Annotated in this window: 23 protein-coding genes and 1 pseudogene; 10 read left to right on the top strand and 14 right to left on the bottom strand. The window is 61.8% G+C overall.

What is annotated here, in order from left to right; translation table 11 throughout:
* The first annotated feature begins 45 nt into the window (after positions 1-45).
* The 5 genes from VCK47_RS12390 (at position 46) to VCK47_RS12370 (ending at position 3,555) form a co-directional block, all read left to right on the top strand.
* Positions 46-873: an SDR family NAD(P)-dependent oxidoreductase gene (locus VCK47_RS12390; RefSeq protein ID WP_322890550.1), complete on the top strand. Its 828-nt coding sequence runs from the start codon at positions 46-48 to the stop codon at positions 871-873.
* Positions 874-933: 60 nt separating this feature from the next.
* On the top strand, positions 934-1,140 hold the full coding sequence (locus VCK47_RS12385; protein WP_322890551.1) for a twin transmembrane helix small protein: 207 nt from the start codon (positions 934-936) through the stop codon (positions 1,138-1,140).
* Between the two features lie 4 nt (positions 1,141-1,144).
* A complete protein-coding gene (locus VCK47_RS12380; RefSeq protein WP_322890552.1) occupies positions 1,145-1,717 on the top strand; it encodes a cob(I)yrinic acid a,c-diamide adenosyltransferase in 573 nt (190 codons plus the stop codon).
* A gap of 153 nt (positions 1,718-1,870) precedes the next feature.
* Positions 1,871-2,629, top strand: coding sequence for an electron transfer flavoprotein subunit beta/FixA family protein (locus VCK47_RS12375; RefSeq protein ID WP_322890553.1), 759 nt, complete (start codon positions 1,871-1,873; stop codon positions 2,627-2,629).
* Positions 2,629-3,555, top strand: coding sequence for an electron transfer flavoprotein subunit alpha/FixB family protein (locus tag VCK47_RS12370; RefSeq protein WP_322890554.1), 927 nt, complete (start codon positions 2,629-2,631; stop codon positions 3,553-3,555). Before VCK47_RS12375 ends, VCK47_RS12370 begins: the two co-directional genes overlap by 1 nt.
* 57 nt (positions 3,556-3,612) lie before the next feature.
* On the opposite strand, the gene VCK47_RS12365 is transcribed toward VCK47_RS12370, so the two are convergent.
* The gene (locus VCK47_RS12365; RefSeq protein ID WP_322890555.1) at positions 3,613-4,458 is read right to left on the bottom strand and encodes a DUF6473 family protein; all 846 of its coding nucleotides are present in this window, start codon (positions 4,456-4,458) and stop codon (positions 3,613-3,615) included.
* 155 nt (positions 4,459-4,613) lie between these two features.
* Here VCK47_RS12365 and VCK47_RS12360 point away from each other — a divergent pair, with 155 nt between their 5' ends.
* Positions 4,614-5,489 carry a 3-hydroxybutyryl-CoA dehydrogenase gene (locus VCK47_RS12360; RefSeq protein ID WP_322890556.1) on the top strand — a complete coding sequence of 292 codons (876 nt, stop codon included), beginning with the start codon at positions 4,614-4,616 and terminating at the stop codon, positions 5,487-5,489.
* A 74-nt stretch (positions 5,490-5,563) separates the two neighbouring features.
* Here the strand turns inward: VCK47_RS12360 and VCK47_RS12355 are convergent, their stop codons facing one another.
* Genes VCK47_RS12355 through VCK47_RS12330 form a run of 6 tightly spaced genes read right to left on the bottom strand, consistent with a single transcriptional unit; the run spans position 5,564 to position 9,994 of the window.
* On the bottom strand, positions 5,564-5,833 hold the full coding sequence (locus VCK47_RS12355; protein WP_322890557.1) for an HPr family phosphocarrier protein: 270 nt from the start codon (positions 5,831-5,833) through the stop codon (positions 5,564-5,566).
* Complete coding sequence (locus tag VCK47_RS12350; protein WP_322890558.1) at positions 5,830-6,225, bottom strand: PTS fructose transporter subunit IIA; 396 nt, start codon at positions 6,223-6,225, stop codon at positions 5,830-5,832. The genes VCK47_RS12355 and VCK47_RS12350 overlap by 4 nt, the downstream gene beginning before the upstream one ends.
* Positions 6,222-7,124, bottom strand: coding sequence for an RNase adapter RapZ (gene rapZ, locus VCK47_RS12345; RefSeq protein WP_322890559.1), 903 nt, complete (start codon positions 7,122-7,124; stop codon positions 6,222-6,224). The genes VCK47_RS12350 and rapZ overlap by 4 nt, the downstream gene beginning before the upstream one ends.
* Positions 7,121-7,546, bottom strand: a complete 426-nt coding sequence (locus tag VCK47_RS12340) for an HPr kinase/phosphatase C-terminal domain-containing protein (RefSeq protein ID WP_322890560.1) — start codon at positions 7,544-7,546, stop codon at positions 7,121-7,123. The genes rapZ and VCK47_RS12340 overlap by 4 nt, the downstream gene beginning before the upstream one ends.
* Before the next feature lie 9 nt (positions 7,547-7,555).
* A complete protein-coding gene (locus VCK47_RS12335) occupies positions 7,556-9,289 on the bottom strand; it encodes a sensor histidine kinase (RefSeq protein WP_322890561.1) in 1,734 nt (577 codons plus the stop codon).
* 3 nt (positions 9,290-9,292) lie between these two features.
* Positions 9,293-9,994, bottom strand: coding sequence for a response regulator transcription factor (locus VCK47_RS12330; RefSeq protein ID WP_322890562.1), 702 nt, complete (start codon positions 9,992-9,994; stop codon positions 9,293-9,295).
* Between the two features lie 295 nt (positions 9,995-10,289).
* On the opposite strand from VCK47_RS12330, the gene VCK47_RS12325 reads away from it, so the two are divergent.
* Together VCK47_RS12325 and VCK47_RS12320 are read left to right on the top strand one after the other, a co-directional pair.
* On the top strand, positions 10,290-11,888 hold the full coding sequence (locus tag VCK47_RS12325; RefSeq protein ID WP_322890563.1) for a phosphoenolpyruvate carboxykinase: 1,599 nt from the start codon (positions 10,290-10,292) through the stop codon (positions 11,886-11,888).
* Between the two features lie 72 nt (positions 11,889-11,960).
* Positions 11,961-12,482, top strand: a complete 522-nt coding sequence (locus tag VCK47_RS12320) for a DUF3859 domain-containing protein (protein ID WP_322890564.1) — start codon at positions 11,961-11,963, stop codon at positions 12,480-12,482.
* Here VCK47_RS12320 and VCK47_RS12315 read toward each other — a convergent pair.
* Positions 12,479-13,249, bottom strand: coding sequence for a sulfite exporter TauE/SafE family protein (locus tag VCK47_RS12315; protein ID WP_322890565.1), 771 nt, complete (start codon positions 13,247-13,249; stop codon positions 12,479-12,481). The genes VCK47_RS12320 and VCK47_RS12315 overlap by 4 nt on opposite strands.
* Before the next feature lie 147 nt (positions 13,250-13,396).
* On the opposite strand from VCK47_RS12315, the gene VCK47_RS12310 reads away from it, so the two are divergent.
* Positions 13,397-15,082, top strand: coding sequence for an acyl-CoA dehydrogenase family protein (locus VCK47_RS12310; protein WP_322890566.1), 1,686 nt, complete (start codon positions 13,397-13,399; stop codon positions 15,080-15,082).
* A 67-nt stretch (positions 15,083-15,149) separates the two neighbouring features.
* Positions 15,150-16,169, top strand: a complete 1,020-nt coding sequence (locus tag VCK47_RS12305) for an aldehyde reductase (protein WP_322890567.1) — start codon at positions 15,150-15,152, stop codon at positions 16,167-16,169.
* On the opposite strand, the gene recO is transcribed toward VCK47_RS12305, so the two are convergent.
* From recO to VCK47_RS12275, 6 genes and pseudogenes are all read right to left on the bottom strand, one after another.
* On the bottom strand, positions 16,166-16,897 hold the full coding sequence (gene recO, locus VCK47_RS12300) for a DNA repair protein RecO (protein WP_322890568.1): 732 nt from the start codon (positions 16,895-16,897) through the stop codon (positions 16,166-16,168). The two genes, VCK47_RS12305 and recO, sit on opposite strands and share 4 nt — an antisense overlap.
* Before the next feature lie 13 nt (positions 16,898-16,910).
* Positions 16,911-17,147, bottom strand: a complete 237-nt coding sequence (locus VCK47_RS12295) for a hypothetical protein (RefSeq protein WP_322890569.1) — start codon at positions 17,145-17,147, stop codon at positions 16,911-16,913.
* Positions 17,140-17,466, bottom strand: coding sequence for a DUF1491 family protein (locus VCK47_RS12290; protein WP_322890570.1), 327 nt, complete (start codon positions 17,464-17,466; stop codon positions 17,140-17,142). The genes VCK47_RS12295 and VCK47_RS12290 overlap by 8 nt, the downstream gene beginning before the upstream one ends.
* The gene (era, locus tag VCK47_RS12285; protein WP_322890571.1) at positions 17,463-18,380 is read right to left on the bottom strand and encodes a GTPase Era; all 918 of its coding nucleotides are present in this window, start codon (positions 18,378-18,380) and stop codon (positions 17,463-17,465) included. Before era ends, VCK47_RS12290 begins: the two co-directional genes overlap by 4 nt.
* Positions 18,377-19,057: a ribonuclease III gene (rnc, locus tag VCK47_RS12280; RefSeq protein WP_322890572.1), complete on the bottom strand. Its 681-nt coding sequence runs from the start codon at positions 19,055-19,057 to the stop codon at positions 18,377-18,379. The genes era and rnc overlap by 4 nt, the downstream gene beginning before the upstream one ends.
* A pseudogene (locus VCK47_RS12275) lies at positions 19,054-19,227 on the bottom strand (S26 family signal peptidase); the annotation flags it as partial. The gene rnc and the pseudogene VCK47_RS12275, both read right to left, overlap by 4 nt.

The raw sequence follows: 19,227 nt of genomic DNA, 5'->3' as shown, positions 1-19,227 counted from the left end.
GCGGGGCCGCTTGCCCTTTCGTCCGGCATTCGTCAAAGCTGCGCCATGGTGCAGAAATCCATCCTGATCACAGGTGCCTCGTCAGGTATCGGGCTTGACGCGGCGCAGGGCTTGCGCGCTGCGGGCTGGCGCGTATTCGCGTCCTGCCGCAAGGCCGAGGATTGCGCGCGGCTGGCGGGGCTCGGGTTCGAGAGCCCGCGTATCGACTATACCGACGAAGCCAGTATCGCCGCAGGTCTGGCCGAGGTGCTGGCGGCGACGGGTGGCACGCTTGATGCGCTGTATAACAACGGCGCCTATGCGCTGCCGGGCGCTGTCGAGGATCTACCGGTTGATGGATTGCGCGCCTTGTTCGAGACGAATTTCTTTGGCTGGCACGCGCTGACGCGCGCGGTAATACCCGTGATGCGCGCGCAGGGGCATGGGCGGATCGTGAATTGTTCGTCGGTGCTGGGGCTGGTCGGCATCCCGTGGCGGGGGGCCTATGTCGCGAGTAAATTTGCGCTCGAAGGGCTAAGCGATGTGCTGCGGCTGGAAATGGCGGGCACCGGGATCAAGGTAATCCTGATCGAACCCGGGCCGATCACGTCGGATATCCGGAAGAACGCGATTCCCCATTTCGAGCGCTGGATCGACTGGGAAAAATCGGCGCGGGCGGATGACTATAAATCCCTGCTCGGGCGGCTTTACACCGATAGCGGGCCAGACCGGTTCGAACTGCCCGCTAGTGCGGTCACCGCCAAACTGCTGCATGCGGTGACGGCGCCCAACCCGAAACCGCGCTATTATGTCACGCGACCCACCTATATGGCAGGGCTGATGCGGCGGATGCTGCCGACGCGGTTGCTTGATGCGGTGCTGTTGCGCAGTTAGGGGTTTGCTATCGCGCTGCGTGGCGCTAGGTCGCGCTGACAAGATCAAAGGAAGTCAATCATGGCCAACGATCCACTTTTCTGGCTGGTCGCCGTCTCGGTTTTGCTGGTGCTCGGCATCTTGGTGTTGGGCGTCGGGTCCTTCGGCAAGGGCGGCGAATTCTATCGCAAGAATGCCAACAAGATCATGCGCTGGCGGATCGGTGCGCAATTCGTGGCCGTACTGTTGATCTTGCTATTCGTTTATCTGCGCGGACAAGGGGGCTGACCACATGGTGGTGCTGAACAAGATCTATACGAAAACCGGCGATGCGGGTGAAACGGCGCTGGGCAATGGCGACCGCGTGGCAAAATACGCGCTGCGGGTGAACGCCTATGGCACGGTGGATGAAACTAACGCCACCGTCGGGATGGCGCGCCTGCATGCGACCGGCGAGATGGACACCTATCTGGCGATGATCCAGAACGATCTGTTCGATCTGGGCGCAGACCTGTGCCGCCCCGACATGGAACGTGACGGCGAGGCTGGCCATACCGTGTTGCGCATGAGCGATGCGCAAGTCGCGCGACTGGAAAGCCAGATCGACGCGATGACCGCCAAGGTCGAACCCCTGCGCAGTTTCGTGTTGCCGGGCGGATCGGCGCTGGCCGCGCATCTGCACCTCTGCCGGACAGTGTCACGCCGCGCCGAACGGCTGACGGTGGAACTGGCCCGGTCCGAGGCGGTCAATCCCGCGGCGGCGAAATACCTCAACCGGCTGTCGGACTGGTTCTTTCAGGCGTCGCGTATCGCCAATGACGACGGACGCGCCGATGTGCTGTGGATTCCGGGGGCAAATCGCTGAGCTAGGGTGGGTTTGACCCCACCTTGCTTGACGTGCGCGTCAAGAACGTGGCGTCCCTGACACCTGCCGCGTCGATTTTGCACTGTTGTCACCCCGCCGCAACGGCTAACTACTGCATCAGACCACATGATGAATTCTATGGGAGAAACGCAGATGAAGGTGCTCGTACCTGTCAAGCGCGTGATCGACTATAACGTGAAGGTCCGCGTCAAGGCGGATGGTTCCGGTGTCGATCTTGCCAATGTCAAAATGTCCATGAACCCTTTCGACGAAATCGCCGTCGAAGAGGCGATCCGCCTGCGCGAAGCGGGCAAGGTCGAAGAGGTCGTGGCCGTGTCCATCGGCGTCAAGCAGGCGCAGGAAACGCTGCGCACTGCCCTCGCGATGGGGGCTGACCGCGCCATCCTCGTCGTGGCTAGCGACGACGTGCATCAGGATATCGAACCCCTCGCCGTTGCGAAAATCCTTGCCGCTGTGGTCAAGGAAGAAAACCCCGGTCTGGTGATCTGCGGCAAGCAGGCCATCGACAACGACATGAACGCGACAGGGCAGATGCTGTCCGCGCTGCTCGGCTGGTCACAGGCGACATTCGCCTCCGAGGTCAGCATCGACGGCGACCATGCGACCGTGACACGCGAAGTGGACGGCGGCTTGCAGACCATCAAGGTCAAGATGCCCACGATCATCAGCGTCGATCTGCGCCTGAACGAACCACGCTATGCATCCTTGCCCAACATCATGAAGGCCAAGAAAAAGCCTTTGGATGAAAAGACACCGGCCGATTACGGCGTCGATATCACACCGCGCCTGAGCGTGGTGAAAACCGTCGAACCGGGCACGCGCAAAGCGGGCATCATGGTGAAATCGGTGGACGAACTGGTCGAGAAACTCAAAGAAGCGGGGGCTGTGTAATGGCTGTTCTGTTGATTGGTGAAGTGACCGATGGCACCTTGGCCGTCGATGCGACCGCAAAAGCCGTAACAGCGGCCCGCGCCTTGGGCGATGTGACCGTTCTCTGCGCCGGTGCCTCGGCCCGTGCGGCTGCGGATGAGGCGGCAAAGATCGACGGTGTCGCGCGCGTGCTTTGTGCCGAGGACCCCGCCTTGGGTCATCGCTTGGCGGAACCGACCGCCGACCTGATCGTGTCGCTGGCAGGCGATTACACCCATATCGCTGCCCCCGGCACGACAGATGCGAAAAACGTCATGCCGCGCGTCGCGGCCTTGCTCGATGTGATGGTGATTTCCGAAGTGACGGGCATCGTTGATGCCGACACGTTCGAGCGTCCGATCTATGCCGGCAACGCGATCCAGACCGTCAAATCGTCCGACGCGACCAAGGTGATGACGATCCGCACCGCGGGTTTCGAGGCCGCAGGCATGGGCGGGTCCGCTGCCGTGGAAATGATCGGTGCCGCGGGCAACCCCGGTCTGTCGGAATGGGTCGAGGACAAGGTCGCAGCCTCTGACCGGCCAGAACTGACATCGGCAGGTGTGGTCGTCTCCGGCGGGCGCGGGCTGGGCTCGCAGGCCGATTTCGCCCTGATCGAGAAACTGGCCGACAAGCTGGGTGCTGCCGTCGGCGCGTCGCGCGCCGCCGTGGACAGCGGCTATGCGCCCAATGACTGGCAGGTCGGGCAGACCGGCAAGGTTGTCGCGCCTGATCTCTATGTCGCTGTCGGCATTTCCGGTGCGATCCAGCACCTTGCCGGGATGAAGGACAGCAAGATCATTGTGGCCATCAACAAGGACGAAGAAGCGCCGATCTTTCAGGTCGCCGATTACGGCCTTGTCGCCGACCTGTTCGATGCCTTGCCGGAGTTGACAGGTAAGCTCTGACGCCAGTCTGACGTGTTCTCGAAGGGGTCGGCGGTCATCGCCGGCCCCTTTTGCATGTCAGATCGAGAACAATTCATCCCGTAGGGCGGTGATCAGCTTGGTCGCGGCTTCTGCATGGCAACGCACGCCCAGCATTTCGGCCGCGACGGATTGCTGAGACGGGGGGTAATGCATCCCCATCGTACCCTGCCCCAGCGCCAGTTCCGACGGGTTGGCAACGACGACCGATTTGACCAAGGGGCGCAGCGTGTCGATCATTGCGGCGGTGACAAAAAGCGGGTCGGTCTGCAACTGCCCCGGTCGGTCCGCCCAAGGTGTATCGTCCAGCGGTTCATCCGAGAACCACAGCAACATGCTGTGCGGGCCGATCTGGCGCAGCATGTTCTGCATCCGCGCGAGCCAGGCCTGGCGCAATTCGTGGACGACGATATCGAACCGTTCCGGCGAGATGTCGAACAGGCGGCCAAGCAGATGGCGGGTGAACGAAAATTCGGTGAAATCCACCTCGGGATAGATCGCCTGCAACACGGTTGACGCGCGCAGAAACCTGTCGTTGCGGCGCGGATGCACCGAATAAAACCGGTTCGACAGGTTGTTCGCTCCCAGCACCTGCACCACGGTCATGTCGGCGGCATGGCAGATTTCCATGATCGTGGGGTCATTCACAAAGGCATCGATCCCGCCGTTCACGCAGCCAAAGTTCACACATGTCTGCCGCAAGGCCGTTTCGACCAGCGTGGGAAAGGGCTTTTCGATGAATTTGCCATAGGTTTCCGTACCGCCGATAAAGGCGATATACGGACGGTCGAGCGGTTTACGCGGACCACGGAACAGAATGCGCGAATTGCCATAACGACAGGGCGCATAGGACAGATCGCCCATGTCTATCGATTCTTGCCGCATCTTGGTTCCCGGTGCTGTCATTCGACGCCAGATTCGCGCAATTGTTTTGCGAAATCGCTAATGGTTGGATTTCAGGCAAATTTGCTGCATCTGTCCGGCTTGAAGCCAGCCCGTGCAGCGGCCTATGGTGCTACGGAACCTGTAAAGGAAAAGTCATGGCGATCGAACGTGTGGGAATTGTGGGTGCGGGACAGATGGGCAACGGCATTGCCCATGTCTTTGCCGTGGCGGGTTATGACGTGCTTCTGACCGATGTCAGCGCCGATGCGCTGGCAGCCGCCCTCGCGCAAATCGACCGCAACCTCGAACGGCAGGTCACGCGCGAGATCATCACCGCCGATACCAAGGCGCAGGCGATGCGCCGGATCGCCTCGACCCAGACGCTGACCGATCTGGGCGACAGCGACCTGATCATCGAAGCCGCGACCGAACGCGAAACGATCAAGGCCGCGATTTTCGAGGATCTTGTGCCGCATCTGAAACCCGACACGATCCTGACATCGAACACATCGTCCATCTCGATCACGCGGCTGGCGTCGCGCACAGACCGGCCCGAACGCTTCATGGGGTTCCATTTCATGAACCCCGTGCCGATCATGCAGCTGGTCGAGCTGATCCGTGGGATCGCCACGGACGAGCCGACCTTCCGCGCCTGTCAGGAAGTCGTGGAACGGTTGGGCAAGACCAGCACCGCCTCAGAGGATTTCCCCGGCTTCATCGTCAACCGCATCCTGATGCCGATGATCAACGAGGCGATCTATACGCTATACGAAGGCGTGGGTTCGGTGCAGTCGATCGACACATCGCTGAAACTGGGGGCGAACCATCCGATGGGGCCGCTGGAACTGGCCGATTTCATCGGGCTGGATACCTGCCTTGCGATCATGAACGTGCTGCATGACGGGCTGGCCGATACCAAATACCGCCCCTGCCCCTTGCTGACGAAATACGTCGAAGCCGGTTGGCTGGGTCGCAAGACGCAGCGCGGGTTTTATGATTACCGCGGCGATACTCCAGTGCCGACGCGCTGAACCGCGCCGTTCCAGAAAAGATTCTATGCCTCCGGCGCGGATATTTCGGCTCGAACGATGGGGGCTTTGGGCTGTCAGTCGCCTTCGCCGAACTTGTCGGCGACCAGCGCCGTGATGGCCGCAAGCAGCGGTTCGGCGTCCGGCCCGCGGGTTTCGACCTCGATATAGGTGCCGACGGACGCGGCGAGCATCAACAGACCCATGATGCTGTCGCCGCTGGCGCTTTCGCCATCCTTGCGCACGGTGGCCTCGGCGTCGAAGCTTTCGACGACCTCGACCAGCTTGGCCGAGGCGCGGGCATGCAGGCCCTTGATATTCTCGATCTTCAGAACCGCTGTCGTCATTGGGATATGCCGCCGTTGTGGCTGTTGATGTATTTATGCGCCGCTGCAATCGCGGCTTCGGCGGCGTCGGGCACAGAGCGTTTGCGCGATTTGGCAAGCTTGATCAGCATCGGCAGGTTCGCCCCGTAAAGGATCTTGCGGTTGGCGGGGCTGCAGGCGCGCAGCGACAGGTTCGAGGGCGATCCGCCGAACATATCGGTCACAATGATCACGCCCGCGCCCGTGTCGACGGAATCGGCCGCATCGCAGATTTCGGCCTGTTTCAGCGCGCGGTCGTCATCCGGCCCGATAGCGATGCTGACCATGCCGGGCTGTTGGCCCACGACATGTTCCACGGCGGACAGGTATTCCCGCGCCAGCCCGCCATGTGCGACGATGACGATCCCGATCAAGCCTGTCGTTCCTTGCTGACCAATGTGTCGTGCCTTTCCATCTCTCGATGCCGTTTAGACACATGCCACCCGTCTTTCGCAAGGGCCTGTGCCATCTGTTCGACGATCATGACGGAACGGTGTTGCCCTCCGGTACAGCCAAAACCGATTGAAAGGTGGCTTTTGCCTTCGTCCTTATGTGCGGGCAGGACCAGATCGATCAGCGCTTTCACCCGACCGAAGAAGTCATCGAATCGCGGATCGGCAGCGACATAGGCCGCGACATCGCCATCGCGCCCGTCACGCGCGCGCAGATCGGCATCCCAATGCGGGTTGCGCAGGAAACGGCAGTCCATGACGATATCCATACCGCGCGGCAACCCGCGTTTGTAGGAAAACGAATGCAGCGTGACCCCCAGATTGCGCCCCTCGGCGGTGGCGAACCAGCGGTCGATTTCGGCGCGCAGGTCATGCGGCGACAGGCCCGTCGTATCGATCAGCACATCGGCGCGGCTGCGCACGGGAACCAACAGGTCGCGTTCGCGGGCGATCCCAGCGAGCGGCGGCCCCGCAGGGGCGAGCGGATGCCGCCTGCGGGTTTCGGAATAGCGTTTGACCAGCTCTTCCTCGGCGGCGTCCAGATACAGGACCTGCATCACCTGATCGCTGCGCGCGGCCAACTGGTCGATGGTCGCGATCAGCGCATCGGTGCCGAAATCGCGGTTGCGCACGTCAAGGCCCAGTGCGAGCGGGCGGCTGGGCGGGGGCCCGTCCAGCAGGCGCGGCAACAGAGACAGGGGCAGGTTGTCGATCACCTCGTAGCCCAGATCCTCGAGCGCGTTGATCGCGGTTGACCGGCCCGCACCTGACGGCCCGGTCACAAGGACCGTCGTGGGCACTATGCGTGGGGTGTCTGTCATCGGTCGCTCCAGCCTGCCTTGAGGATTTGCACAATGATTGCGGCGAAATGTGGCCCGTCGATGCGTTTAATCAAGGGAATATCGCAGCCACATATGCGTGTAGACGCGCGGTCCGGCAGGCGCTGATCGGCGGTCCTGTCCAGATCGACGACCAGCGCCACAGTGGCGCGCGCCTGACAGGCGGCGTTCAGGATACCCACGCCACGCGCCTCGATCAGCCCGGCGATGGCGGGCGGACACGTCGCCACCAGCCTGCCCCCGTCCGCCTGCAACACCACCCTGTCATCAGCGACCAAGGTGCCGCCCAGCGCCATCAGGTACAAGGCCAGCGCTGATTTGCCCCGGCCTGCGGCCCCGAGGATCAGCACCCCGCGGTCGTCCCAAGCCACACAGGTGCCGTGACGCGTTTCAGGCTGCGTCATGGCGATCCTTTACAAGGGCAGTCCGACGACAAACCTTGCGCCAGCGGGTTCAGACGTGGGATCGGCATCAGTGGGGCGGATATTCTCGGCCCAGATCACGCCGCCATGCGCCTCGACGATCTGTTTGGAGATGGCAAGGCCAAGGCCGGAATTGTTGCCGAACTGGCCAGCAGGGCGTTCGGAATAGAAGCGCTGGAAAATCTTGCGCAGCGCATCGTCGGGGATACCCGGTCCTGTGTCTTCGACCACCACAAGCACGCGGTTTTCGCGGGTGCGGGTCCAGACACGGATCGCGTCGCCTTTTTCACAGAAGGAAATCGCATTGGTGATCAGGTTGACAAAGACCTGCGCCAAGCGCCCTTCAAGACCCTGCACCATGATCGGCGCCTGCGGCACATCGGTGACGAAATTAATGCCGCGGGCCTCTGCATCTTTACCGAGGTAGTCGTTCACATTTCGCAGCATGTTGATCAGGTCAAAGGTTTCCTCTTCTTCCTTGACCAGTTCGCTGTCGAGCCGCGACGCGTTCGAGATGTCACTGACCAGACGGTCAAGCCGTTTGACATCATGTTCGATCACTTCGAGCATACGTTCGCGCTGATCCTCCCGTTTCGCGATGCGCATCGTACCGACGGCCGAACGCAGCGACGCAAGCGGGTTTTTGATTTCATGGGCGACATCAGCTGCGAACTGTTCGTTGCTTTCGATCCGCTCGTAAAGAGCGGAGACCATGCCGCGCAAGGCACCGGACAGGCGGCCGATCTCGTCCGGTCGGGCCGTCAGGTCGGGAATGCGCACACGGACGGGCGACATCTTGCGCGCGTTCTTCTGGTGGCTGGCCTCGGCGGCGGTCGCGAGATCGGCGAGCGGGTTGGCGATGGTCGAGGCAAGAACAAGGCTGAGCCCGATACTGACCGCGATACCGATGAACAAAAGGCGCAATACCTCTTCGCGTTCGCGCCGCACAAGGCTGTCGACCTCGCCCGCCGCTGTGGCAGCCGCGATCACGCCGATGGGCTCACCGTTGCGCAGGATCGGCGTGAAGACGACGAAAACCGACCCCCCCCCGACTTCGGTGATGTTGAGCTGGGTATTGCCCTGCATGGCGGCATCGACAAGCGCGGGTGATGCGCGCGCCAGCACTTCCTGCCGTGGCGCGGCTTCTGCACTGTCGAACAGGCCAAACAGCCCCCCGGTCAGCGACCCCAGAAAATCGGTGATCACGGTCTGGCCGATCTGCGCGTCAAGATCGGCAATTTCTGCCTGCGTCAACGGACCCGTCGTGCGCGCAACAAGGGTAGCATCCGGCGCGAACACCGACACTTCCAGCCCGCCGCGCAGGTTGAGGCCCGCAAGTGTCTCGGCAGGGTTGATCCCGTCAGCGGTGACAAGGTTGACAGGTGCCACGCTTGGCATCTGTGCTTCAAACACATCCGCGATCAGCTGGGCTTCGTAGATCAATCCGTTGGCGCGTTGAAACACCAGACTGTCGCGCGAGGAGTTGAGATAAAGCACCCCCGCGATCATGATGAACATGGCGATCAGGTTGAAAACGACGATCTTGCGCGCGATCGGCGACTTGCGCAGCGCGATGATCCCGCGTTTGGGCGCATTGATGTAGGTCGCGCCGTCGCGCGTGGCGTCAGGTTCAACCCAATCCTCACCCAAAACAAGATCAGGCGACAACGCCGCCTTGCGGACAGACCGCAGGTCGCGCACGTCGATTTTGGGGGCGGAACTCATGCCCTAGTCTTCGTTGTAACGGTAACCAATTCCATACAATGTCTCGATCGCGGAAAACTCGTCATCGGTATTACGCATCTTCTTGCGAAGACGTTTGATATGGCTGTCGATGGTACGGTCATCGACATAGACCTGATCATCATAGGCCACATCCATCAACTGATCGCGGCTTTTGACGAAACCGGGGCGCTGCGCCAGCGCCTGCAACAGCAGGAATTCGGTCACGGTCAGCGATACATCCTGACCTTTCCATTTTACCGCATGGCGCAACGGGTCCATCACCAGATCACCGCGAACCATGATCTTGGTCTCTTCGGTTTCTTCGATCTCTTCGCCAGCGATGGCATCCTGACGCCGCAACAGCGACCGGATCCGTTCGACCAGCAGGCGCTGTGAAAACGGCTTTTTGACGTAATCGTCCGCGCCCATCCGCAGACCCAGAACCTCGTCGATCTCGTCGTCCTTGGAGGTCAGGAAAATAACCGGCATGGAGGTTTTCTGCCGCAGCCGCTGCAACAGGTCCATCCCGTCCATCCGCGGCATCTTGATGTCGAGCACGGCCATATCCGGCATGCGTTTGTTGAACGCGTCCCATGCAGCCTGCCCGTCGTTATAGGTCTCGACCTCGAACCCTTCGGCTTCCAGCGTCATCGCTACAGAGGTCAGGATATTGCGGTCGTCGTCAACCAGTGCGATTCTCGACATGGGTGTCTTACCTCTATGCATTTCAGTGAACTCATAACAACTACATGATTTTCCGCCTTTTATCTAGGCGAATCAATCCCCAAAGAAATTGGCGCCACAAATTTGCCGTAATTGGTTCAATTTTGCCATGCCAGCCCGCCATGGCCCGACGCATGGGGCCGATCGGCCAGCAATGGTTGCGCTAACATGCATTTGGTTGCGCTAACGTCCGTTCGCCCCTCTATGAAGGCAGGAAAGCTTGGTGTTATGGACATCTATCGCAGGCGTGATTGCCAATTCTAAAAGGAGCGAACCCATGGACCAAGGTACGGTCAACCCGACGATGAAGCTTGAGCATCAAGGCATCACAGGGCTGGGTTATGTGTATTACAACAGCTCTGCCGCAGAATTGCACGACGCGGCTGTGGCCGCTGGTGAAGGTGTCACAGGCAAGGGTGGCAGCCTTCTGGTGACCACGGGCAAGCATACCGGCCGGTCGCCCAAGGACAAATTCGTCGTGCGCACCCCGTCGGTCGAAAACACGATCTGGTGGGATAACAACGCCCCGATGGAGCCTGCGAAATTCGACGCCCTTTATGCCGATATGATCGCGCATATGCAGGGCGGCACCTATCATGTGCAGGACCTGTTCGGGGGGGCCGATCCGGCCCACCGGCTGGATGTGCGCGTGGTGACGGAACTGGCATGGCACGGGTTGTTCATCCGCCACCTGCTGCGCCGCCCCGATGCCAGCGAACTGGCCGCGTTCGCACCCGAATTCACGATCATCAACTGCCCCAGCTTCAAGGCGGACCCCGCGCGCCACGGCTGCCGGACCGATACGGTGATCGCGCTGAATTTCGACCGCAAGCTGATCCTGATCGGCGGCACGGAATACGCGGGCGAGAACAAGAAATCGGTGTTTACCCTGCTGAACTACCTGCTGCCTGAAAAAGGCATCATGCCGATGCATTGCAGCGCCAACCATGCACCCGGCAATCCTGTCGATACGGCCGTGTTCTTTGGACTGTCCGGCACCGGCAAGACCACGCTGTCCGCCGACCCCAGCCGCGTGCTGATCGGCGATGACGAACACGGCTGGTCGGATCGCGGCACCTTCAATTTCGAAGGCGGCTGCTATGCCAAGACCATCAACCTAAGCGCCGAAGCGGAACCGGATATCTACGCCACCTGTTTCATGCCGCATACCGTGATCGAAAACATGGTGTTCGATCCTGAAACGTTTGAGCTTGATTTCGAGGATGACAGCCTGACCGCGAACATGCGCTGTGCCTATCCGCTGAATTACATCTCGAACGCGTCGGAAACGGCGCTGGGTGGGCATCCCAAGAACATCATCATGTTGACCTGTGATGCCTTCGGCGTGCTGCCCCCCATTGCGCGGTTGACACCGGCGCAGGCGATGTATCACTTCCTGTCGGGCTTCACCTCCAAGGTCGCTGGCACCGAACGTGGCGTGACCGAACCGGAACCGACCTTCAGCACCTGTTTCGGCGCACCTTTCATGCCGCGCAGGCCGGAAGTTTACGGCAACCTTCTGCGCTCCAAGATCGCAAGCCATGGGGCCACCTGCTGGCTGGTGAACACCGGCTGGACCGGCGGCGCCTATGGCACCGGCAGCCGGATGCCGATCAAGGCGACACGCGCCCTGCTGGCGGCGGCGCTGGACGGCACGCTGATCGAAAGCACCTTCCGCAAAGATCCGCATTTCGGGTTCGAAGTACCGGTGGCGGTGGACGGGCTAGACCCCAAACTGCTCGACCCGCGGGCGACCTGGGCGGATGCGGCGGCCTATGACGCGCAGGCGGCCAAGCTTGTCGGCATGTTCAGCGACAATTTCGCCAAATATGTGCCTTTTATCGATGACGATGTGAAAGCCGCAGCCATCGGCTGACACGGGTATGGTGGAACCTTTTCCACCTTACGACGATCTCGACACCGCGGCGCATCAGGCTATGGTTACACTATGCGCCTGATGTTCGCCTTCCTCGTCTGCCTGTCGCTGCCGCCCGTCGCTGTCGCGCAAGGCGTCATCGCCTCGCTGCGCGCAGGCGTCGTTTGCGGGCCACCTGTCGTCGGCTCTGCACCGGCGCCCGACACGATCGCCGGCAGCACGCATCTGATCGAAGAAACCCCGCCCTTTATCGCCGAGATCACGCAGGTGCCCGCCGTGATCGGGATCGGCTTTGGCGTCAAGGCGCAGGCCGCTGACCCCGACGGGCTGTCCGGTGTGACGATGATCGTGACCCATCCGCCGATGGGCGATGCGGGGGTCACGCGGCAAAGCTACACTTCATGGATCAGCGGGACAGAACCGTCGATGACGTTCTACCAGTTCGACGAGGATTACGAACGCGTCACCGGCACATGGACTTTCACGGCGGTTCTTGGGGACGAGGAACTCTTTTCGGTCGATTTCGAGGTTGTTCCACCGCAGGCCTTGCCCGGTCTGGCCGAGGCCTGCGGTTACGGCGACCTTTTGTCCTAGCCCATCACGCCGCGGCGGATCAGGTTCACCCCCGCGATCACCAGCACCCAAAGCGTGACCTGCCGGAACCTGTCGGCATCGAAACGGTCGCCGAGCCGGAACCCGACCCACATGCCCAGCATCCCCGGCACCACCAACGCCGCCGAAAACGGCCATGTCTGCGCATTCAGCACGCCTGATTGCACATGGCCCAGAAACAGCATCACTGACCCCAGTCCGTAAATCACGCCCTGCACCGACATCTGCCGGTCACGCGGCGTGCCAAGCGCCAGCAGATATAGCACCGTTGGTGGCCCCCAAGTCCCGGTCAGCCCGCCGAGGATACCGGACACGATCCCTGCGAAATATTCGACCGGACGCCGCATCCGCGCGGCGATCACCGGACGCCAGCCCGCGATCTGGATCAGGCACAGGATCACCACCGGCACGCCCAAGACAATGAACAGCGTATCGGTCGGAATGCGCCGCAGAAATTGCGCCGAAACAAGGATCATCACGCAAACCGCCGCGATATAGCGCCAGTGTTCCACCACCGCCTCGCGCGCTTGTCCCAGACCCGCGCGTGCGACCTGCAGGATATTGCTGACCACGATCGGCAGCACGATCCCCGCGATGATCAGTTCAGGCGCGATGGCGATTCCCATCCCCGACACCATGATCAGCGGCATGGCGAAACCGACCGCGCCCTTCACGAACCCGCCAAGGAACGTGACGACACAAGCGAAGATGAACAATTCAGGCGTGATGACAGCGAAAAAATGTGACATGCTGCGTCATATGCCGTTCCGCGACGCTTGGCATCACCAAATCGGGTGCGACATTTTCATTCAATGGCGTTGCGGTTCGTGAATTAATATTGCGCTGCGACTGCAAAGTGCCTATCTCTGCACCTGCACACAAACCGGAGACTCACCATGCCCCATGACGGACAGGACCTGCATCTGACCACCAGCCCGATCCTTGCCGATCTGCTGCATCTGACCGGCGCGGCCTTGCCTGCCGTCGATACAGTGCTGGCGCAGGCCAAGGATATCGTGCGCGCCAAGGTCAGCCGCGATGGCCGCGTTTCCGGCGCGCTGATCGACCAGCATCAGACGGCGGCGCATGGCTTGGCGTGGCTTGCGACCTATGCACAATCCTTGCACCAGATGCAGGATTGGGCGCAGCGCTTGCAAGCGGACGGCAAGTTCGGCGAGGTTGAGCAGTTGATTCACCAGATCGCATTCGGTGAATACCTCTGGCAAATTTACGGCGGCATCCCGATGAGCCAGGGGGAGATCATGCGCCCGCAGGATATCGGCCTGTCACAAGACGACATGCGCGCGATGATGATCCCCGCCGTGATGACACTCTGTGAGCAGGGCAACACGCAGGCCGCGCGGATGCGCCTTGTGGAGCTGATGCAGGATCAGGCGGCGAACCTGACCGTCGGCGCCTCTGGCCTTGATGAAGAGCTGGAGATGATCCGCGCACAATTCCGGCGTTTCAGCCTCGAAAAGGTGGAACCCCATGCACATGACTGGCACCTGAAGGACGAATTGATCCCGCTGTCGATCATCGACGAGATGGCCGAAATGGGCGTGTTCGGCCTGACAATCCCCGAGGAATACGGCGGTTTCGGCCTGTCCAAAGCGTCGATGTGCGTGGTGTCCGAAGAACTCTCGCGCGGGTATATCGGTGTGGGGTCACTGGCCACACGCACCGAAATCGCCGCCGAACTGATCCTCTGCGGCGGCACCGAAGAGCAGAAACAGCACTGGCTGCCCGGCCTTGCCTCTGCCGAGATCCTGCCAACGGCCGTTTTCACCGAACCCAATACAGGCTCTGACCTTGGGTCTTTGCGCACCCGCGCGGTCAAAAACGGCGACGACTGGGAAATAACCGGCAACAAGACATGGATCACCCATGCCACGCGCACCCATGTGATGACCCTGCTGGCGCGCACCGATCCGGCAACCACCGATTACAGCGGGTTGTCGATGTTTCTTGCCGAAAAGATCCCCGGCACCGAAGAAAACCCCTTCCCCACCCCAGGCATGACCGGCGGCGAGATCGAGGTGCTGGGCTATCGCGGGATGAAGGAATATGAACTCGCCTTCGACGGTTTCATGGTCAAAGGCGATAACCTGTTGGGCGGCGAGACCGGCAAGGGCTTCAAGCAGTTGATGCAGACCTTTGAATCGGCCCGCATCCAGACCGCCGCGCGCTCCGTAGGTGTGGCGCAATCGGCGCTGGATGTCGGCATGCAATATGCGCAGGACCGCAAGCAATTCGGCGCGGCGCTGATCGCGTTCCCCCGCGTGGCAGGCAAACTGGCGATGATGGCGGTGGAAATCACCATCGCGCGGCAGCTGACCTATTTCAGCGCGCATGAAAAAGACAACGACCGCCGCTGCGACCTTGAGGCTGGGATGGCCAAGCTCTTGGGCGCGCGCGTCGCATGGGCCTGTGCGGACAATGCGCTGCAAATCCACGGTGGCAACGGTTTCGCGCTGGAATACAAGATCAGCCGCATCCTTTGCGATGCCCGCATCCTGAACATCTTTGAAGGGGCGGCAGAAATTCAGGCACAGGTGATCGCGCGGCGCTTGCTCGGGTAACATGTATGCGGAACTTGTCGGGGGCCAGCGGCCTTGATAGGGAGCCGCAAACAAAAAGGAACCCGCCATGCCCAAGATCGTCCTGCTGACGGGTGCCTCCGGCTATATCGCCAAACACATCGCCTTGCAGTTGCTGCAGGCGGGCTATCACGTGCGCGGCACGTTGCGCGACCCTGCGCGGGGTGAGGCCATTCGCGCGGCCCTTGCCCCGCATGTGCCCGACCTCGATGCAAAGCTGGATTTCGCGCAGGTCGACCTGACCCGCGATGACGGCTGGGAAAAGGCACTGGCGGGGGTCGATGTACTGGTCCACACAGCCTCCCCCTTTCCCATTACCCAACCTGATAATCCTGACGACCTGATCCGCCCTGCCGTTGACGGCACCTTGCGCGCCTTGCGTGCCGCACAGTCGGCGGGAGTTGCGCGCGTGGTGCTGACCTCCTCGACCGCCGCGATCAGTGGATCGGCCCTGCCGCAGGGCGATACCGCCTATAGTGAGACCAACTGGACCGACCCCGCCGACCCCAAGATCACGGCCTATACGAAATCCAAGACGCTGGCTGAAAAGGCGGCGTGGGATTTTGTGGTGCAGGACGCGCCGGATATGCGGCTGACAGTCATCAACCCCGGCTTCGTGGTCGGTGCGCCGCTTGACGCGCGCTATGGCAGTTCGGTCGGGGTGATCGCGCGGATGCTGCGGCGCAAAGACCCGATGCTGCCGAATTTCGGCTTTGCCGCTGTCGATGTGCAGGATGTGGCCGAATTGCATGTGGCCGTGATCGACCGCCCCGAAACCTATGGTCAGCGGATCATGGCGGTGGACCGCTTCATCTGGTTCACGGACATGGCGCAGGCGATCAAGGCTGCCTATCCCGCGCGCCGGATCGTCACACGGGTTGCACCCGATTTCATCGTCAGGCTGCTCGCGCGGTTTGATCCCGCGATCCGCACGATCGTCCCGTCGCTGGGGCGGCAGGACAGATACGACAACGCCCGCGCGATGGCGACCTTGGGGCGGGGCATGCGGCAGGTCAACAAATCGGTCGTGGCGACGGCCGCCTATCTGATCGACAAAAAGCTCGCCTAGCCGTCCTGCCGGAGGATCGCGTCGATCAACCGCGCGCGCGCGGCAGGCATCGGGCGGTCGCCCAAGCCTTTGATGAGGCGGTTTTCGATGAAAAACCCCGTCGTGCCCAGCGCCTTGGCGATCTCGGCCCCTGACGCATCGCCTTTGCCTGCCAGCACGGGTGGCAGCGGCAGCAACCTGTCCGCCCAGACACCCGCCGCATCGCGGCTGACCGCGCGGCCGGACTTGGGCGACACAAAGGCCAGATCCTCGTTCACGCCGCTGGCTGCACAGGCGGTAAGGTCCATGCCGAACCCCATTTCCTCCAGCAGCGCCTGCTCCCAGCGCAGATAGGCCAAAGGCCAGACATCGGGCTGGCCCAACAGGTCGAGCAAGCCGATGGTGCGGTGATAGAGCGGCAGATGCGCCTCGCGTTCAGGCAGGACCATGACGAGCAGGGCGCAAACGGCGTTCAACCCCGCCAGCGACAGACGATCCCCCATCGCGGCGGCATTGCGCGACCGGACAGGTTCCACCGTGAACGACCCCAGATGATCGTCCAGCCGCGCGGACCATGTGACCGTCAGCTGCGCCCCCGGTTGCAGCATAGGAGCGACCTTGCGGCTGGTGCCGCCGCGCACCACGCCCGCATGACGGCCATGGACGGGGCTGAACACTTCGATGATCGCCGAAGTTTCGCCAAAAGGGCGCGCCGCCAGCAAAGCGGCCTCGTCACACCAGGTAATCATGCGGCAACATCTGTCATGCAGGAATATCAGCCGCTGGCGGGGCAAGATGCAAGCTGTGATAAAGCAAGTCCGACCCCCGCAAAAACAGAGAGGCAAGACGATTGGATATCGTCTTGCCTCTGCGTGATATCACCGGCTTGAACAGGAAATCACCTTGCGAGATCGTTGGCGGGGAACCGCGGATCATGGGGATGTGATAAGCGTCAAAAGTTAACAATTCCCAAACAAACCCGAAGAACAGGTCACGCAAGCCCGTCCTGATCCAGCAGATGGCGCCCGTCCCTGTCCTCGACCTCGATCACCCACAGGTCTGTGTCGAAACCGCGCTGACGCTGGATCGAGAGATCGACATCACGCTCTGGCCCTTCGGCCAGAACGACCCATGTGCGATCACCCGTCATCAGATCGAAACTGCGCTGGTAACAACAGGCCCGCCCGTCGAGCGTGTTGAGCTTGACCATCACCGCCCCCGCCGTGGCATCGCCGCGGGCAACGACAAAGGCCGGGATCGCCGCCAGACGCAGCCTTGTCAGGTAGGCCGACACCCAGATGTCGGCGGTCAATCTCATGCGTTGCCGTCTTTGAAATCCAGACCCATTTCGGAATAGCGCTCTTTTTCTTCCAGCCAGTTCGGGCGCACCTTCACTTGCAGGAACAGATGTACGGGACGGCCCAGAAATTCCATGATCTCGGCGCGGGCGGCTTGGCTGACCTGTTTGATCGTTTCGCCGCCCTTGCCCAGCACGATGCCTTTGTGGCCGTCGCGCGCAACATAGATCAGCTGGTCGATGCGGGCGGACCCGTCGGGGCGTTCTTCCCAATTCTCGGTCTCGACGGTCAGTTCGTAGGGCAGTTCCTGATGCAGCCGCAGGGTCAGCTTTTCGCGGGTCATCTCGGCGGCAATCATACGCATCGGCAGATCGGCGATCTGGTCCTCGGGGTAAAGCCACGGGCCTTCAGGCACCTGTTCCACAAGCCAGGCACGCAAGGCGTCGCAGCCATGCCCGCGTTCGGCGGAAATCATGAAGGTTTCGGCGAAAGGAAACGCCTCGTTCATGTCGCGGGTCAGGGCCAGCAGGCTTTCGGATTTCACCTTGTCGATCTTGTTGATTGCCAACGCGACCTTGGTATTGCCCATGCGGTCGGGCAGGTTGGCAAGAATCGCCTTGACGCCTTCGCTCATGCCGCGATGGGCCTCGATCATCAGCACGACAACATCGGCATCCGCAGCCCCGCCCCAAGCGGCGGCGACCATGGCACGGTCCAGCCTGCGGCGCGGTTTGAACAGACCCGGGGTGTCGATGAAAATCAGCTGCGCCTGCCCTTCCATCGCGACACCGCGAATGCGCGCGCGGGTGGTCTGGACCTTGTGGGTCACGATGGACACCTTGGCGCCGACCATCCGGTTCAGCAGGGTGGACTTGCCCGCGTTCGGTTCCCCGATCAGGGCGACAAAGCCCGCTTTGGTCGGTGCGTCGGTCATGGGTCAACTTTCTTCAAAAGGGCGGCGGCGGCGGCTTGTTCCGCCTGCCGTTTCGACCCTGCGGTCGCTGTCTCGGTCTGGCCAGAGGCCAGTTGCACGGCAATGGTAAAGGCAGGCTGGTGGTCAGGTCCAGTGCGTGCCGTTTCGGTATAGGTGGGTGGCGCTTCGCCGCGCGCCTGCGCCCATTCCTGCAAGGCGGTCTTGGCGTCGCGGGCATCGTCGGCGACATCGGTCACACGCGCCCCCCAGAGGTGCAGCACAACCTTGCGCGCGGCCTCAAACCCGCCGTCCTGATAGATCGCGGCGATCACCGCCTCCATCGCGTCGGCCAGCAGGGCTTCCTTGCGGCGGCCACCCGATTTCATCTCGGACCGGCCCAGCTTGATGACCGCGCCAAGGTCGATCTGGCGTGCGACATCGGCGCAGGTTTCACGGCGCACCAGCGCGTTGTAGCGCGGGGCCAGCAACCCTTCGGGCGCGGAGGGATCAGCCTTCAGCAGCGCCTCGGCCATCACCAGACCCAGCACGCGGTCGCCCAGAAATTCAAGCCGCTGGTTGTCGTCGCGGTGGACGCTGACCATCGACGAATGGGTCACCGACCGCACCAGCAATTCCGGCTTGACGAAGTGATAGCCAAGACGCTGCGAAAAGGCGGCAAGATCGGCGGACAGTTTCACTCGATCGCCTTGAAGAAACGGTCGCTGCGCCATGTCCAGAAGGCCAGCATCGACCGGCCCGCGGACGAGAACAGCACTCGGTCGGCGCGGCCCACGATATCCTTGCGCGGCACGTAGCCGACACCGCCCAGCGTTTGCGGCACGCGGCTGTCGATGGAATTGTCGCGGTT

This window comes from Yoonia sp. 72 (assembly GCF_034652275.1).
Taxonomy (GTDB): domain Bacteria; phylum Pseudomonadota; class Alphaproteobacteria; order Rhodobacterales; family Rhodobacteraceae; genus Yoonia.
The sequence above is the reverse complement of the archived record's forward strand: the minus strand, read 5'-3'. Positions and strand labels throughout refer to the sequence as shown.

Coding starts and splice junctions, on each gene's coding strand:
- VCK47_RS12390 (WP_322890550.1), top strand. CDS start 46: ATGGTGCAGAAATCCATCCTGATCACAGGTGCCTCGTCAGGTATCGGG.
- VCK47_RS12385 (WP_322890551.1), top strand. CDS start 934: ATGGCCAACGATCCACTTTTCTGGCTGGTCGCCGTCTCGGTTTTGCTG.
- VCK47_RS12380 (WP_322890552.1), top strand. CDS start 1,145: ATGGTGGTGCTGAACAAGATCTATACGAAAACCGGCGATGCGGGTGAA.
- VCK47_RS12375 (WP_322890553.1), top strand. CDS start 1,871: ATGAAGGTGCTCGTACCTGTCAAGCGCGTGATCGACTATAACGTGAAG.
- VCK47_RS12370 (WP_322890554.1), top strand. CDS start 2,629: ATGGCTGTTCTGTTGATTGGTGAAGTGACCGATGGCACCTTGGCCGTC.
- VCK47_RS12365 (WP_322890555.1), bottom strand. CDS start 4,458: ATGCGGCAAGAATCGATAGACATGGGCGATCTGTCCTATGCGCCCTGT.
- VCK47_RS12360 (WP_322890556.1), top strand. CDS start 4,614: ATGGCGATCGAACGTGTGGGAATTGTGGGTGCGGGACAGATGGGCAAC.
- VCK47_RS12355 (WP_322890557.1), bottom strand. CDS start 5,833: ATGACGACAGCGGTTCTGAAGATCGAGAATATCAAGGGCCTGCATGCC.
- rapZ (WP_322890559.1), bottom strand. CDS start 7,124: ATGACAGACACCCCACGCATAGTGCCCACGACGGTCCTTGTGACCGGG.
- VCK47_RS12340 (WP_322890560.1), bottom strand. CDS start 7,546: ATGACGCAGCCTGAAACGCGTCACGGCACCTGTGTGGCTTGGGACGAC.
- VCK47_RS12335 (WP_322890561.1), bottom strand. CDS start 9,289: ATGAGTTCCGCCCCCAAAATCGACGTGCGCGACCTGCGGTCTGTCCGC.
- VCK47_RS12330 (WP_322890562.1), bottom strand. CDS start 9,994: ATGTCGAGAATCGCACTGGTTGACGACGACCGCAATATCCTGACCTCT.
- VCK47_RS12325 (WP_322890563.1), top strand. CDS start 10,290: ATGGACCAAGGTACGGTCAACCCGACGATGAAGCTTGAGCATCAAGGC.
- VCK47_RS12320 (WP_322890564.1), top strand. CDS start 11,961: ATGCGCCTGATGTTCGCCTTCCTCGTCTGCCTGTCGCTGCCGCCCGTC.
- VCK47_RS12315 (WP_322890565.1), bottom strand. CDS start 13,249: ATGTCACATTTTTTCGCTGTCATCACGCCTGAATTGTTCATCTTCGCT.
- VCK47_RS12310 (WP_322890566.1), top strand. CDS start 13,397: ATGCCCCATGACGGACAGGACCTGCATCTGACCACCAGCCCGATCCTT.
- VCK47_RS12305 (WP_322890567.1), top strand. CDS start 15,150: ATGCCCAAGATCGTCCTGCTGACGGGTGCCTCCGGCTATATCGCCAAA.
- recO (WP_322890568.1), bottom strand. CDS start 16,897: ATGATTACCTGGTGTGACGAGGCCGCTTTGCTGGCGGCGCGCCCTTTT.
- VCK47_RS12290 (WP_322890570.1), bottom strand. CDS start 17,466: ATGAGATTGACCGCCGACATCTGGGTGTCGGCCTACCTGACAAGGCTG.
- era (WP_322890571.1), bottom strand. CDS start 18,380: ATGACCGACGCACCGACCAAAGCGGGCTTTGTCGCCCTGATCGGGGAA.